The 13583-nt window shown below is 70.6% G+C and carries 13 protein-coding genes; 2 read left to right on the forward strand and 11 right to left on the reverse strand.

Features of this window, described 5'->3' with window-relative positions:
* Positions 1-26: 26 nt before the first annotated feature.
* From BMW26_RS11870 to BMW26_RS11905, 8 genes are all read right to left on the reverse strand, one after another.
* Positions 27-623, reverse strand: coding sequence for an alkylhydroperoxidase domain protein (locus BMW26_RS11870; RefSeq protein ID WP_072591572.1), 597 nt, complete (start codon positions 621-623; stop codon positions 27-29).
* On the reverse strand, positions 620-1240 hold the full coding sequence (locus tag BMW26_RS11875; RefSeq protein WP_072591573.1) for a CMD domain protein: 621 nt from the start codon (positions 1238-1240) through the stop codon (positions 620-622). The genes BMW26_RS11870 and BMW26_RS11875 overlap by 4 nt, the downstream gene beginning before the upstream one ends.
* Complete coding sequence (locus BMW26_RS11880; protein WP_072591574.1) at positions 1237-2256, reverse strand: putative FMN-dependent luciferase-like monooxygenase; 1020 nt, start codon at positions 2254-2256, stop codon at positions 1237-1239. Before BMW26_RS11880 ends, BMW26_RS11875 begins: the two co-directional genes overlap by 4 nt.
* Positions 2253-3881, reverse strand: a complete 1629-nt coding sequence (locus BMW26_RS11885; RefSeq protein ID WP_072591575.1) for a dipeptide ABC transporter ATP-binding protein — start codon at positions 3879-3881, stop codon at positions 2253-2255. The genes BMW26_RS11880 and BMW26_RS11885 overlap by 4 nt, the downstream gene beginning before the upstream one ends.
* Positions 3878-4774 carry an ABC transporter permease gene (locus BMW26_RS11890; RefSeq protein WP_072591576.1) on the reverse strand — a complete coding sequence of 299 codons (897 nt, stop codon included), beginning with the start codon at positions 4772-4774 and terminating at the stop codon, positions 3878-3880. The genes BMW26_RS11885 and BMW26_RS11890 overlap by 4 nt, the downstream gene beginning before the upstream one ends.
* A complete protein-coding gene (locus tag BMW26_RS11895) occupies positions 4771-5718 on the reverse strand; it encodes an ABC transporter permease (protein WP_072591577.1) in 948 nt (315 codons plus the stop codon). Before BMW26_RS11895 ends, BMW26_RS11890 begins: the two co-directional genes overlap by 4 nt.
* Before the next feature lie 22 nt (positions 5719-5740).
* Positions 5741-7375, reverse strand: coding sequence for a TIGR04028 family ABC transporter substrate-binding protein (locus BMW26_RS11900; protein WP_072591578.1), 1635 nt, complete (start codon positions 7373-7375; stop codon positions 5741-5743).
* A 164-nt stretch (positions 7376-7539) separates the two neighbouring features.
* Positions 7540-8964, reverse strand: a complete 1425-nt coding sequence (locus BMW26_RS11905) for an NtaA/DmoA family FMN-dependent monooxygenase (RefSeq protein ID WP_072591579.1) — start codon at positions 8962-8964, stop codon at positions 7540-7542.
* 340 nt (positions 8965-9304) lie between these two features.
* Here BMW26_RS11905 and BMW26_RS11910 point away from each other — a divergent pair, with 340 nt between their 5' ends.
* Together BMW26_RS11910 and BMW26_RS11915 are read left to right on the forward strand one after the other, a co-directional pair.
* The gene (locus BMW26_RS11910) at positions 9305-10300 is read left to right on the forward strand and encodes a Gfo/Idh/MocA family protein (protein ID WP_072592330.1); all 996 of its coding nucleotides are present in this window, start codon (positions 9305-9307) and stop codon (positions 10298-10300) included.
* Entirely contained in the window at positions 10293-11309 is a 1017-nt protein-coding gene (locus tag BMW26_RS11915; protein WP_072591580.1) for an NYN domain-containing protein, read from the forward strand. The genes BMW26_RS11910 and BMW26_RS11915 overlap by 8 nt, the downstream gene beginning before the upstream one ends.
* A 21-nt stretch (positions 11310-11330) precedes the next feature.
* On the opposite strand, the gene BMW26_RS11920 is transcribed toward BMW26_RS11915, so the two are convergent.
* Genes BMW26_RS11920 through BMW26_RS11930 form a run of 3 tightly spaced genes read right to left on the reverse strand, consistent with a single transcriptional unit; the run spans position 11331 to position 13525 of the window.
* Positions 11331-11624 (reverse strand): Dabb family protein, encoded by a 294-nt coding sequence (locus tag BMW26_RS11920; RefSeq protein WP_053097158.1) that lies wholly within the window; start codon positions 11622-11624, stop codon positions 11331-11333.
* On the reverse strand, positions 11621-12646 hold the full coding sequence (locus tag BMW26_RS11925; RefSeq protein ID WP_072591581.1) for a sugar phosphate isomerase/epimerase family protein: 1026 nt from the start codon (positions 12644-12646) through the stop codon (positions 11621-11623). Before BMW26_RS11925 ends, BMW26_RS11920 begins: the two co-directional genes overlap by 4 nt.
* Before the next feature lie 27 nt (positions 12647-12673).
* A complete protein-coding gene (locus BMW26_RS11930) occupies positions 12674-13525 on the reverse strand; it encodes a sugar phosphate isomerase/epimerase family protein (RefSeq protein ID WP_072591582.1) in 852 nt (283 codons plus the stop codon).
* Positions 13526-13583: the final 58 nt, after the last annotated feature.

Consider the following 13583-nt stretch of genomic DNA (forward strand, 5'->3'; position numbering starts at 1 on the left):
TGGGCCGGTGCTGATCTCTCGACCGATCAGGCGGGCGCGACCGGCCTCCCGATCGACAGCATCAGACGGTTCGCCCAATTGAAGAACGCGGCGCCGTGGATCACGTCGGCGATCTCGAGGTCATCGAGTCCCGCCGCCCGCAGCCGGGCGATCCCGTCGGCGCCGAAGGTGCTGGGCGTGTCGGTCAGGGCGACGGAGGCCGCGACAACCGCGTTCCACCGCTCCCCGAGGTCGGCGTCGACTCCCTGATCCAGCAGGAGATCGACGTCGTCGACCCGCTTGCTGTGGTGCGCCGCGAAGCGCGAGTGCACCGAGGCGCAGAACACGCAGCCGTTGCGACGCGAAGCCGCGGTTGCCGAGAGCTCGCGCTCGGCCCGGGGAAGACCCTCCTTGGCGTTGTAGAAGATGTCCTTGTCGACGAGCGTACGCGCCTTGAGCACCTCGGGGTCGCGCGCCAGCAGCCGGAAGTAGTCGTTCTTCGCCCGAGAGGCGTCGACCAGACCGTCGTAGTGGCGCTCGGTGAGCTCCTCCTCCGCGAGCGGCGGCAGATGCGGGGTCCACCCCACCTCGGCTCGCGTGAACGCCTCGGGGTGCGGTGCGTCATCGCGCAGAAGCTCGGTCATGCTGCCTCCTCCTCGGAGTCGGATGCCGCGGCAATGCCGGCGGCGGAGAGAACCCTCAGGCCCGTGATGACGCGCTGCTGGAACGCGAGGAACGAGACGAGCTGCGAGAGGGTGACGATGCCGTCGGCCGACCACCCCGCATCCACCAGCCGCTGGATGTCGACGGCCGCGGATTCGCGCGGCCGGAACACGAGCAGGTGCGTGTGCGCGAGCGCGGCGGCGACCCGCCCGCCGAGCGCCTCTGCGATGTCGGGCGACGGCGCGTAGCGCTCGCCCTCGGTGTTCTCGTCCTGCAGTCCCGCTTCGGTGTACGAGCCGAAGGGCCCGGTCACCGCAGCGTTCGTGGCCTCGGCGATCACGACGGTGGCGCGCTGCGGGTCCACAGCCAGGGCCCGGTCTGCGTAGAACTCGGCCGTCGCATCCGCGTCGCCGGCGAGGCGCGTCGCGAACGCGGCGATCAGCTCGCGCTCGGCCTGCGACACCTCCTCCGTCGACACCGGCGCGAAGAGCGCGTCGAAGCTCGCCTGCAGCTGCTCCCTGGTGACGGGCCGACGGCGCCGCAGCGCATCGAGCTCGGGCGTCACCCCTACGATCTGATCGACGATGTCGGTGGTCATGCCTTCTCCTTGATGGTGTCGGTGAGGGTGTATCCGAGAGCGGGGGCGACGTGCTCTGCGAAGAGCTCGATCGAGCGCAGCACGTGCTCGTGCGGGGCGTCGACCGAATGCACCTGGAACGCGACCTCGGTCGCCCTGTCGAGCGTGGCGTCTGCGGCGAGGGACTCGGCGACCTCCTCCGGGGTGCCGAGGTGGGTGTCGAGGGCCACGATCAGCTCATCGAGGGTGTCGCCGGGGATCGTCTGGCCCTGTCGGCGGAACCCCTCGGCGGCACGACGCAGCCCGACCTCAGCGAAGCGCAGGGCCTCCGCGCGGTCATCCGCGACGAACACGGTGCGCGAGGCGGTGACACGCGGGGCGACGCCGTCGGGGAGAGCCTCGAGGTACGCGTCGATGATCGGATCCTGCAGCGCCGAGAGCGGGGCGTGCAGCGCGTCCGTCGACCGCGGCTGAGTGCGCGAGAGCAGGAGGCCATGCCCGTGGATGCCGGCGCGATGGCCGCCGGGGGCCGAGAAGGTCGCCTGCCAGATGCGGTCGCTGAGAGTGCCGGCATCCGGATAGAGGGTGTTGTCGGCGCCGATGTCCCGCCCCGCGAGCGCGTCGAGCAGCAGTCGCAGCTTGCGGTCGTAGGTCGGCGCCTTCTCGCGCACGTCCTCACCGAACGGCACGAAGGACGAGGGTGTTCCGCCGCTGCCGAGCCCCAGGTCGATGCGTCCGCCCGAGAGCAGGTCGGCGACCACCGCATCTTCGGCGACACGCACCGCATCTTCGAGCGGCAGCGTGACGACCCCGGTGCCGAGACGGATGCGCGAGGTCTGCGCGGCCACGTTGGCGAGATAGACGAGTGGCGAGGGCAGGCCGCCCTCCGCGGCGCGGAAGTGGTGCTGTGCGACCCAGGCGCGACCGACGCCGTGCCGTTCGGCGTGCCGGATCTGCTCGGTGGCCAGCGCGTAGCGCTCGGCGGGCGACGCGTCGTCGAGCAGCCGGGTGAAGAAGGCGATCGTGGGTGCGGTCATGCGGGCTGCTCCGTTCGTCCGGGGACGGCCGCGAGCAGCTCCCGGGTGTAGTCGTGCTGGGGGTCGTGGAAGAGCTCCTCGGTGACGCCTTCCTCGACGATCCGCCCGCGGCGCATCACCGAGACGGTGTGACTGATCCTGCGCACCACGGCGAGGTCGTGCGAGATGAAGAGGTAGGTGAGACCGAGTTCGGCCTGCAGCGAGGTGAGCAGTTCGAGGATGCGCGCCTGCACCGTGACGTCGAGGGCCGACACCGCCTCGTCGAGCACGACGATCTCGGGGTCGATCGCGAGGGCCCTGGCGATCGCGACCCGCTGTCGCTGCCCACCCGAGAGCTCACGCGGTGTGCGCTGCGCGAGGTCGCTCGGCAGCGACACCCTGTCGATCAGGGCGAGCGCCCGATCCCTGCGGTCGGAGCGGGAGCCCACCCCGAAGTTCTGCAGCGGCTCGGCGATGATGTCGACGACCTGCTGTCGCGGATCCAGCGATGCGAAGGGGTTCTGATAGACGAGCTGGATGCGCCGGCGCAGCGCGCGCAACCGCTGGCCCGACAGCCCTGTCACGTCTTCGCCGTCGATCTCAATGGCCCCGGCATCCGGTTCATGGAAGCGCGTGATGAGGCGCGCGGTGGTCGTCTTGCCCGATCCGGACTCGCCGACCAGCGCGTGCGTCGTGCCCCGGCGCACCCGGAACGACACGTCGTCGACGGCCCGGAAACGCTCACGCCCCGCGACCCTGAACTCCTTGACGAGACCGCTCGCGGTGATCGCGAACGGGTTCTCGGCCGCGACCGCTGCGGCATCCCGCAGGAAGGGCGGAACCTCCGGGCGGCGGAACCCCGTCGTGAACGCCGGGGCGTCCGCGAGGAGCTGCTTCGTGTATCCGTCCGAGGGTGCCGCGAGCACCTGGGCGCTCGCTCCCTGCTCGACGATGCGGCCGTCCTTCAGCACGACGAGCCGTTGGGCGCGATCGGCCGCGACGCCGAGGTCGTGGGTGACCAGCAGGATGCTCGTGCCCTCCTCTCGACGCAGCTCGTCGAGCAGATCGAGCACCTTGCGCTGGACGGTCGCGTCCAAAGCGCTCGTGGGCTCGTCGGCGATCAGCAGCCGTGGCCGCAGCGCGATGGCCGAGGCGATCAGCACACGCTGGCGCATACCGCCCGAGAGCTCGTGCGGGTACTGCCGCGCTCGGAGGTCCGGATCATCGATACCGACCCGGTCGAGGAGCTCGATCGCCCGCGCGCGCCGCGAGCGACGATCGCGGTGGCCGTGCAGCTTCAGCACCTCTTCGACCTGGGCGCCGATCGGGCGCACGGGATCGAGCGAGGTCACCGGGTCCTGCGGCACGAGTCCGATCTCCGGACCCCGGATGCCGCGCAGTGCGCGATCCGTCCAGCCCGAGATGTCGAGCTCGCCGAGGCGCACCGTGCCGCCGTCGACCCTGCCGCCCTCGGGCAGCAGGCCGAGCAGGGCGTGCGCGGTGGTGGACTTGCCCGATCCCGATTCGCCCACGAGCGCGAGTGCCTCTCCCTCGGCGATCTCGAAGGAGACCCCGTGCACCACCTCCCGGCGACCGGCTCTGGTGGCGTACGAGACGGCGAGGCCGTCGACGGTGAGCACGCTCATCGCGGGTTCCTTCCGATGCGGTGCGAGATGCGGTTGGCGCTGAGCACGACGACGACCACGATGAGTCCTGGCAGTGCCGTGAGCCACCAGGCGGTCGCGATGTAGTTGCGTCCCTCGGCGATCAGCAGCCCCCATTCGGGGGTGGGTGGCGGAGCACCGTAACCGAGGAATCCGAGGGTCGAGATCGCGAGGATCGCGGTGCCGAACTGCAGGGCGGCGAGCGCGACGATCGGCGTGAGCGAGTTCGGCAGGACATGGCGACGGAGCACCGTGAAGAAGGTGCCCCCGCTGCCGTACGCCGCCTCGACGTATTCGCTGCGGCGCACTCTGGCGACCTCCGACCGCATCAGGCGGGCGAAGGCGGCGACGCTGCCGAGGCCCACGGCGATCGCGGCGTTCACCGTGCCGAAGCCGAGGAGGATGATCACCGACAGCGACAGCAGCAGGCCGGGGATGGCGAGCAGCACGTCGACGACGCGCATCAGGATGTCGTCGACGACGCCGCCGATCGCGCCGGCGATCGCACCGAGGATCGTCCCGAGCGCGAGGCCCACGGTGACGGCGATGAGCGCTCCCGAGAGCGAGTGCACGGCGCCGTGGACGACGCGGCCGAACAGGTCGCGACCGAGCGTGTCGGTGCCGAAGAGATGCGCCGCGCTCGGTGGCAGCAGCTTGTCGGCGGGGGTGCCGGTGAGAGGGTCGCCGGGTGCGAAGACCCCGGGGATCAGCGCCCAGAGCACGGCGAGCGAGACGACGGCGATCGCGAGGTAGAGCCCCCACGGCAGAGCGAGCAGTCCGCGCGCGCGTCGAGGCGATCGGGTGAGCGTTGCGGCATCCTGCTGCGGTGTCTCGGGCGGGGTGTCGACGGATGCGGCCACGGCGGCGACGGTCATGCCGATGCTCCTGACTTCGAGAGCGCGCGCTGGCGCGGATCGATCAGCGGGGTGACGAGGTCGACGGCGAAGCTGATGAGCACGAAGCCGAGGGCCGACAGCAGCACGACGCCCTGCAGCACCGGGATGTCCTGGTTCGACACGGCCTGCTCGGTGAGGCGGCCGATGCCGGTGCGACCGAACACGGTCTCGGTGACCACGGCCCCTCCCACGAGCTCGCCGAACAGCACCCCGGCGATCGTGAGCGTCGGCAGGGCCGCGTTGCGCGCGACCGACCGGGTGAGCACCCACGACGGCGGCGCGCCCTTGGCCCGGACGACGGTGATGAACGGCTGCGCCTGCACCTGATCGATGGCGCGCACCAGCACCTGGGCGAGCGGAGCGGAGATCGGCACGGCGAGGGTCAGCACGGGAAGGACGAGCCCGGCGACAGGGTCGGCGCCGACGATCGGCACCCACCCGAGACCGAACGAGAAGACCTGGATCAGCAGGATGCCGAGCCAGAACACCGGCACCGCGACGAACAGCCCCGGCACCTGACGGATGCCGTCGCGCAGCCACGCGAACGGTGCGAGAGACGAGAGCCCTGCGACGAGCACGGCGATCAGCAGCGCGACCACGAGTCCCAGCGACGCGAGCAGCACGGTCGACGGCAGTGCCTCGGCGAGCATGTCCAGCACCGGGGTGCCGAACTGGGTCGAGTAGCCGAAGTCACCGGCCGCGAATCCGAGACCCGCGTGCACGTACTGCTGCCACCACGGCAGATCGGTGCCGTAGGTGGCGCGGATGCCGTCGAGCTGCTCCGGCGACAGCCCGAGGCTGGGGTCGGAGAACTTGATCAGGATCGCATCCCCCGGCAGCAGCTGCAGGAGGAAGAAGGTGGCCGTGAAGGCCGCGATCAGAACGATCGCGGCCTGCCCGGCTCGTCGGAGGACGAAGCTCATCGGTGCACCGTCTCAGTCATGCTCAGTGCTCGGCGAGCCAGACGCCCGAGAAGGTGGGGCGACCGACCGACTCGAAGTCCACACCGTGCACGTAGGTGGCGGCGCCGTAGACCTGCGGCTCCTCGAACAGCGGGATGACGTAGGCCTGCTCGGCGATGTAGTCCTGCACGGCCTGCGAGGCCGCCGCTCGCTTCTCGGTGTCCGGCTCCGAGGCGACCGCCTCGAGCAGGGCGTCGAGCTCGGCGTCGTTCGAGATCAGCGCGTCACGGTTCTTCGTGTAGTACTGGCTCTTGATCACGTCGAAGTCGGCGCGGCCGACCATCGAGTGGTAGAAGCCCGTCTTGAGCGGGTCACGGGTGTCCTCGGCATACGACCCGGCATCCGCCGGCTTGACCGTGAGCTCCACGCCGACCTTCGCGAGCTGCTGGGCGACGAGCTCGAGCGTCTGCTTCGACAGCGGCTGCGGTGCGGCCTCGTACACGGTGATCGAGAGGCGCTCGCCGTCCTTCTCGCGGATGCCGTCGGCCCCGGCCGTCCAGCCCGCCTCGTCGAGCAGCTTCTCGGCCTTGTCGGGGTCGTATGCGTAGTGCTCAGACTCGTCCTTGTATCCGAGCGCCTCCTGCGACAGCACCGAGGTCGCGACGGGGTAGTTCTCGGTGAACAGGGTGTCGACGACCTCCTGGGCGTCGACCGCGGCGACGAGCGCCTGACGCACCCTGATGTCGCTCAGCAGCGGGTTCTCGGGACGCAGCGAGATGGAGTTGTTGACGCCACGCGTCTGCGGTGCGTACAGCGTGAAGCCCGAGCTCTCGACCCGGTCCTCGTCGAAGGCCTGCACGTAGCGGACGTAGTCGGCCTGACCCGCGAGCAGCGATCCGATGCGCACGGAGTCCTCGGGGGTGACGAGCACGTGCACGGCGTCGACGTACGGACGGCCCTGGTTCTCGGCGCTCTCCGGCGCCCACGCGTAGTCCTCGCGGGCGGTGAGGGTGAACTCTGTGCCCAGCTTCTCGTCGGTGAGGGTGAAAGGCCCGGCGCCGATGATCTCCTCGGCGTTGCCCGCTCCGAAGTCCTCGATGGTGCCGTCGAGCGTCTCGGGCGAGAGCAGGCCGGAGTTGATGGTCGACGTCGCCTGCAGGAACCCGGGAGCCGGGGCCGAGAAGCGGAAGGTGACCGTGTCGTCGTCGACGACCTCGCTCGAGGCGTAGTTGTTGATCGCCTCGGAGACCGTGAGGCCGCGCTCGGGGTCGCCGAGGCCGTACGTGTCGAAGTTCTTCGCCACGGCCGCGGCGTCCAGCGGCGTCCCGTCTGAGAAGGTGACGTCGGGGCGCAGGTCGAACGTGTACTCGGTGGCGTCGTCGTTCACGGTCCAGGCCGAGGCGATCCACGGCTCGATCTCGAGCGAGTCGGGGTTCTGCCACGTCAGGCGGGCGGCGATGTTGTTGACCACGCCTCCGTTCGGGTAGAACCCGGCCTGCGGCGGGTAGAGGTTCGTGAAGGTCTGGTGCTCCAGATAGGTCAGCGTTCCCCCGGTGACGGGGTCGCCCGCGTCGGCGGAGGCGCCGCTCGGGGCCGGCGAGGACGCGCAGGCGGCGAGCCCCGCCGCGAGGACAAGCGGAAGCGCGACGGCGGCTGCGCGGATGAGACGGCGGTTCATGCGGGTCCTCCTGGACGGGATGCTGTGGTTCGGTGTGCGGGTGAACGTCACGCTAGGGACTCTCACGGTCGTGACGCGAATGGGGTCGTCATGTGCGGACCCGGCCTGTCACGAGGCGTCATGACGGGTCACCAGACGCAATCCGACGTAATGGATGACGCGGTTCAGCGGACGAGAAGCGATGATGCGGCACGCTGCTCGCTGCCGACCTCGACGCCGCCGCCGACGCCGAGACGGTCCCGCAGCGGGGTGGGCGCTCCGTCGCTGCGACCGAGCAGGCCCCGTCGACGCAGTTCGGGCGCGGCGAGGCGGGTGAAGGCCTCGAACTGTGCGGGCTGGAACGCGGAGAGCACGTTGAACCCGTCGGCTGCACCCTGGTCGCGCCAGGTCTCGAAGTGGTCCGCGATCGTCGCGGCGTCGCCGACCACGAATGCGGCAGGCACGGCATGGGCCGCGACGAGGTGGCGCCAGGTCAGCGCCGTCTCGCCGTCATCCCCGACGCGGAGTCCGGCGATGAGTCGCAGGCGCTCGATCAGCGCCTGCCCTGCCTCCCCGAGGCGTCCGGCCTGATCGCGGGTCACGACCTCGTCGAAGCCGGCGGAACGCAGCGGTTCGTCGGCGCCGACGCCCAGGGCGTCGGCCAGCGCGACGACCGATCTGTTCGCGGGGAATGCCGTGCGGGACGACTGATGCCCCTCGTCGAGCGGGACGAGCGCGAGCAGCCGTTCGACGATGCGGTGAGCGTCGGCATCCGTCGGTGCGACCACAGGAAGCACGGGCGCGATCACCGCCAGCCCCTCGGGCGAGCGGCCTGATCGGAGCGCGATCTCGCGCAGCTGCCGCCGGGTGGCGATCGCATCGGCGATGTTCGGGGCGGCGATGAGCGCGAGATCGGCCTCGGTCGCGGCGAGCGCGCGCGACCGCGGCGAGGTGCCGGCGTGCACGAGAGGGATCCGCCCCTGCGGCGGGCGGGCGACGTTCAGCGGCCCGGAGACGCGCACGTGCTCGCCCCGGAGGTCCGCACCCCGGAGCCCGTCCGGGTCGATGAGCACGCCGCGTGCGGCATCCGCGATCCAGGCGTCCTCGCTCCACGAGTCCCACAGACGGCGCAGGGCGACGACGAACTCCTCGGCGCGGTCGTATCGGCTCTCGTTGTCGGCGTGCGCATCGCGACCGTGGTTGCCCGCGGCTCGTGGCTCGGCTCCGGTGACGAGGTTGACGCCGGCTCGACCGCCTGTCAGCAGGTCGAGGGATGCGAGCGAGCGCGCCGTCGCATACGGATCGGCGTAGGTCGTGTTCACCGTCGCGATGAGGCCGATGCGAGAGGTGACCCCGGCCAGGTACAGCACGGCGCTCACCGGGTCGATCCGCGCGAGCAGGTACGGGTCGCGGAATTCGAGGTCCGGCCCGGTGGCCAGCCAATCGCCGAAGAACAGGTAGTCGAGCCCCGCGTCCTCTCCCTCTCGCGCGATGCGGCGGAGGATCTCGGCATCGGCCGAGGGGTCGCGATGCGCGCCCGGCTGACGCCAGCCGGAGGGATACGCGCCGAGAGTGCGCACCATGGCGCCGATGATGAGGGGTTCGGTCATGCACCCGAAAGTATGAGCGGGCTCGGGAGCCGGCCAATCGGCGGGGAAGCGCAGCGAAACGGAGCGCAACACGGCGACACATCCTCCCCGAGTGTGGGTGCCCGATCGGAGGATGGAACCATGACCTCGACCTCCTCCCCCGCGCTCTGAGCACCGCAGTGGTGACCGCATGACCGAGTTCGCCACGATCCGCCTGTCGGCCGGGCTGGAGGATCCGAGCGATCTGATCGCCGACCTCGACCGCGCGCTCGCGCTCGTCTGAACGCCATCCGTTCCGGCCGCCCCCGGATGCCCTGGTCTGAACACCCCGTGCTCAGCCTCCACCCCCTACGCTGAGATGATGACTGGTCTTCGTTGGGGAATCCTCGCGACCGGCGGCATCGCCGGCGCGTTCGCATCCGATCTGCGCACCGCAGGGCTCGATCTCGTGGCGGTCGGCTCGCGCTCGCAGGAATCGGCCGACGCCTTCGCCGCCCGCTTCGACATCCCGCGCGCGCATCCCTCGTACGAGGCGCTCGTCGCCGACCCCGAGGTCGACATCATCTACGTCTCGACCCCGCACCCGATGCATCACGAGAACGCCCGCCTCGCGCTCGAAGCCGGCAAGCACGTGCTGGTCGAGAAGGCGTTCACCCTCAACCGCTCGGAGGCGGAGGACCTGCAGCGTCTGGCCGCCGATCGGGGCCTGCTCGCGATGGAGGCGATGTGGACGCGCTACCTGCCGCACATGGTCCGCATTCGCGAGATCATCGCCGCCGGGACCCTCGGTGAGATGCGCGCCGTGAGCGCCGACCACACCCAGCTGCTCCCCTCCGACCCCGAGCACCGTCTCAACGCCCTCGAGCTCGGCGGCGGTGCCCTCCTCGACCTCGGGATCTACCCGATCTCCTTCGTGTGGGACATCCTCGGCGCCCCGACCGGCATCCACGCCGTCGGCCGCCTGATCGAGACCGGAGCGGATGCCGAGGTCGCCACCGTCATGACCCACGACGGCGGAGCGATCTCGACGACGCTCTCGTCGTCGCGTGCCGCGGGCCCCAACGCGGCGAGCATCATCGGCACGACGGCGCGCATCGACCTCGACCGCGTCTGGTACACCCCCACCACGTTCCGCGTCGTGCAGCCGGACGGCACGGTCGTCGAGGAGTACGTGTCCGAGGTCGACGGTCGCGGCATGCAGTACCAGGCCCTCGCGGCCGAGCGCCTCGTGGGCGACGGCGTGCTCGAGGGCGACATCCTGCCGATCGCCGAGAGCGTCGCGATCATGGGCACCCTCGACGAGATCCGCGCGCAGATCGGCGTGCGCTACCCGCGCGAAGGAGTGAACCATGGCTGAGGCCACCGACGCCCGCGTCGCCGTCTACCTGGACTTCGACAACATCGTCATCTCCTGGTACGACCGTGTGCACGGACGGAACGCCTACGGCAAGGACCGCCAGCGGATCACCGAGAACCCGACCGATCCGGAGGTCACGGAGCGGCTGTCCCGCGCCATGATCGAGGTCGGCGCGATCATCGACTACGCGGCCTCCTTCGGAACGCTCGTGCTCACCCGGGCGTACGCCGACTGGTCGTCGCCCGTGAACGCGGTCTACCGGTCGCAGCTCGTGGCCCGCGCCGTCGACCTCGTGCAGCTGTTCCCGGCCGCCGCCTACGCGAAGAACGGCGCGGACATCCGCCTCGCCGTCGACGCGGTCGAGGACATGTTCCGTCTGCCCGACCTCACGCACGTCGTGATCGTCGCCGGAGACAGCGACTACGTCCCGCTCGCACAGCGCTGCAAGCGTCTGGGTCGCTACGTCATCGGCGTCGGCGTCGCGGGGTCCACCGCGAAGTCCCTCGCCGCCGCGTGCGACGAGTTCGAGGCGTACGACTCGCTTCCCGGTGTGGTGCGCCCGAGCAAGACCGCGCCCGCGCCCGCGCCCGTCGTCACCGTTCCCGAGGTCGCCGTCGAGCCTGTGGCCGAGCCGGCCGCCGAGCCCGCCGCGAAGGCCAAGTCGCGACCGCCGACGAAGGCCGCCAAGGCGAAGGCCGCCGCAGCGGCGGCGACCGCTGCGGCACCGTCGTCGTCCGCGAAGCTCGACGAGCACGGAGAGGGCACCGAGCAGGGCGAGGCGACGGAGCTGCTGCATCGCGCGCTGCGCCTCGGGCATGACAAGGCCGATGCCGACGAGTGGCTGCACAGCTCGGCGGTGAAGACGCACATGCGTCGCATGGACCCGTCGTTCAGCGAGAAGGCCCTCGGCTACCGCTCGTTCTCGGACTTCCTCAAGTCGCGCGAGAGCATCGCGGAGCTCGAGGAGACCGGCCACGAGCGCCTGGTGAAGCTGCGCGACTCGGTCTGATCCGCGCCGCCGGTCACGTCGTCACTCCTCGAAGTCATACTCCTGGAACGCCGCGACCTCGGGCACCCAGCGTTCCGAGACGAACGCGGTGTGCGCGGGGTGCGCGTCGTAGGAGCGGTACGCATCGCGGTCGCGGAACACCATCGAGAACTGATGCTCGAGGTCGCTCTTCGGGCTCACCTGGCGACGGATCGTGAAGTCCTCGACACCGGGGATCGACGTGAGCACCGCTCTGCCCGTCGCGAGGAACTCGCGCTCCTCGGGGCTGCCCGCCTCGTGCACGAGGCGGAAGACGACGGTGTGCTGGATGGTCATGCGGGATCTCCGGTCTGCTGGCTGCTGAAGGCGGCGTCGAACGCGGCGGTGGGCGCGGGCCAGAGCAGCGACCGCACGTAGGCGAGGGCCTCCGGCGCGCCGTGCAGGCGGTCCATTCCCGCGTCCTCCCATTCGATCGAGATGGGGCCGTCGTATCCGATCGCCTCGAGGGCGCGGAACGCGTCCTCCCAGGGCACGTCGCCGTGGCCGGTCGAGACGAAGTCCCACCCGCGTCGCGGGTCGCCCCACGGCAGATGCGATCCGAGCACGCCCGCACGCCCGTTGTGCGGTCGCATCCGGGTGTCCTTGCAGTCCACGTGGTAGATCCGGTCGGCGAAGTCGACGATGAACCCGACGGGATCGATGTTCTGCCACATCATGTGCGATGGGTCCCAGTTGAATCCGAACGCCCCTCGGTGGTCGATCGCCTCCAGCGCCCGCACGGACGACCAGTAGTCGTAGGCGATCTCACCGGGGTGCACTTCGTGCGCGAACCGCACGCCCTCGCCGTCGAACACGTCGAGGATCGGCTTCCAGCGCGCGGCGAAGTCCTCGAACCCGCCTTCGATGACGGATGCCGGTACCGGCGGGAACATCGCCACATAGGGCCAGATCGATGAGCCGGTGAACCCGACGACGGTGTCGACGTCGAGCTTGCGCGCGACCCGCGCCGCCCGCTTCATGTCGTCCGCCGCACGGGCGCGCACGCCCTCGGAGTCGCCGTCGCCCCACACGTAGTCGCGCAGGATCGCCTGGTGACGGAAGTCGATGGGGGCGTCGCACACCGCCTGGCCCGCGAGATGGTTCGAGATCGCGAAGATCCGCAGACCGTGCCGGTCGAGGATCTCGCGGCGCGAGGCGACGTAGGCGTCGTCCTCGTCGGCTCGCCGCAGGTCGAGATGGTCCCCGGATGCCGCGACCTCGAGGCCGTCGTATCCCCACTCGGCCGCCAGCCGGGCGACCTCCTCGAACGGCAGATCGGCCCACTGGCCGGTGAACAGGGTGACCGGGTGCGTGGTCATGGACACTCCTTCGTATCGCGTGACGGGTCAGGTGCCGAGCGCTCTCAGCGCCTGGATGCTGCGGGCGGCGAGCTCGTCCTGGCTCGCCGCGAGTGGTCGCCAGACGGATGCGGCGACGGCTATCGTCGCGTTCTCGCCCGTGAAGCTCTCCAGCCCGAGCGGCCCTCGATAGTCCGCATCGTCGAGGGCACGGAGGATCTCCGGCCAGTCCGTGTGGTCGTCGCCCACGGCGCCCCGATCGCTGCCGCACACCTGCACGTGCGCGATCGCCGAGCCCGCCGCGCGGATGGCCTCCGCGGGCTTCTTCTCCTCGATGTTGAGGTGGTAGGTGTCGAGCGCGAGCCCGATGCCCGCACCGAGCAGGGGTGCGAGCGCGTCGAGGCTCTGCTCGACCGTGTTGAGCACGCTCGTCTCGTAGCGGTTGAGCGGTTCGACGGCCAGGGTGATCCTGGCGGAGGCGGCCTCGGCCGCGACCGGCTCGAGGTTCGTGCGCAGCTCGCGCACCACTCGCGAACGGTCCTCGACGGACATCCGCCAGGTAGCTCCGGTGGGTGCGTAGAAGGGACCGGCGACCACCGCGGAGCCGAGCGTCGCGGCCGCCGCGATGCACGAGCGCAGGTAGTCCTGTGTGGCCCCGACATCACCGGCCTGCGCGAGCAGCGAGCGCCGAGGGCCCATGGCCCCGACGACGATCGCGGCGAGGCCGAGGTCATCGAGCACGTCGCGGGCTCGTGCCGGATCCCAGTCCCCGACGCTCTCGAGCGGAAGCTCGAGCGCCTGATACCCCATCCCCGCCGCCTTCCGCGCGAGCGGCTCGAGAGTCGCGTCGGTCAGTGGAGACGTCCACACCCACGTGTTGACGGCGATCGTGCGAGGCATCCTGCTCCTTCGGGGATGACGCGAGTGCTCCCACCCTCCCATCCGCGAGGCGCAGAGG

The sequence above is a fragment of the Microbacterium sp. 1.5R genome, from assembly GCF_001889265.1.
GTDB lineage: Bacteria > Actinomycetota > Actinomycetes > Actinomycetales > Microbacteriaceae > Microbacterium.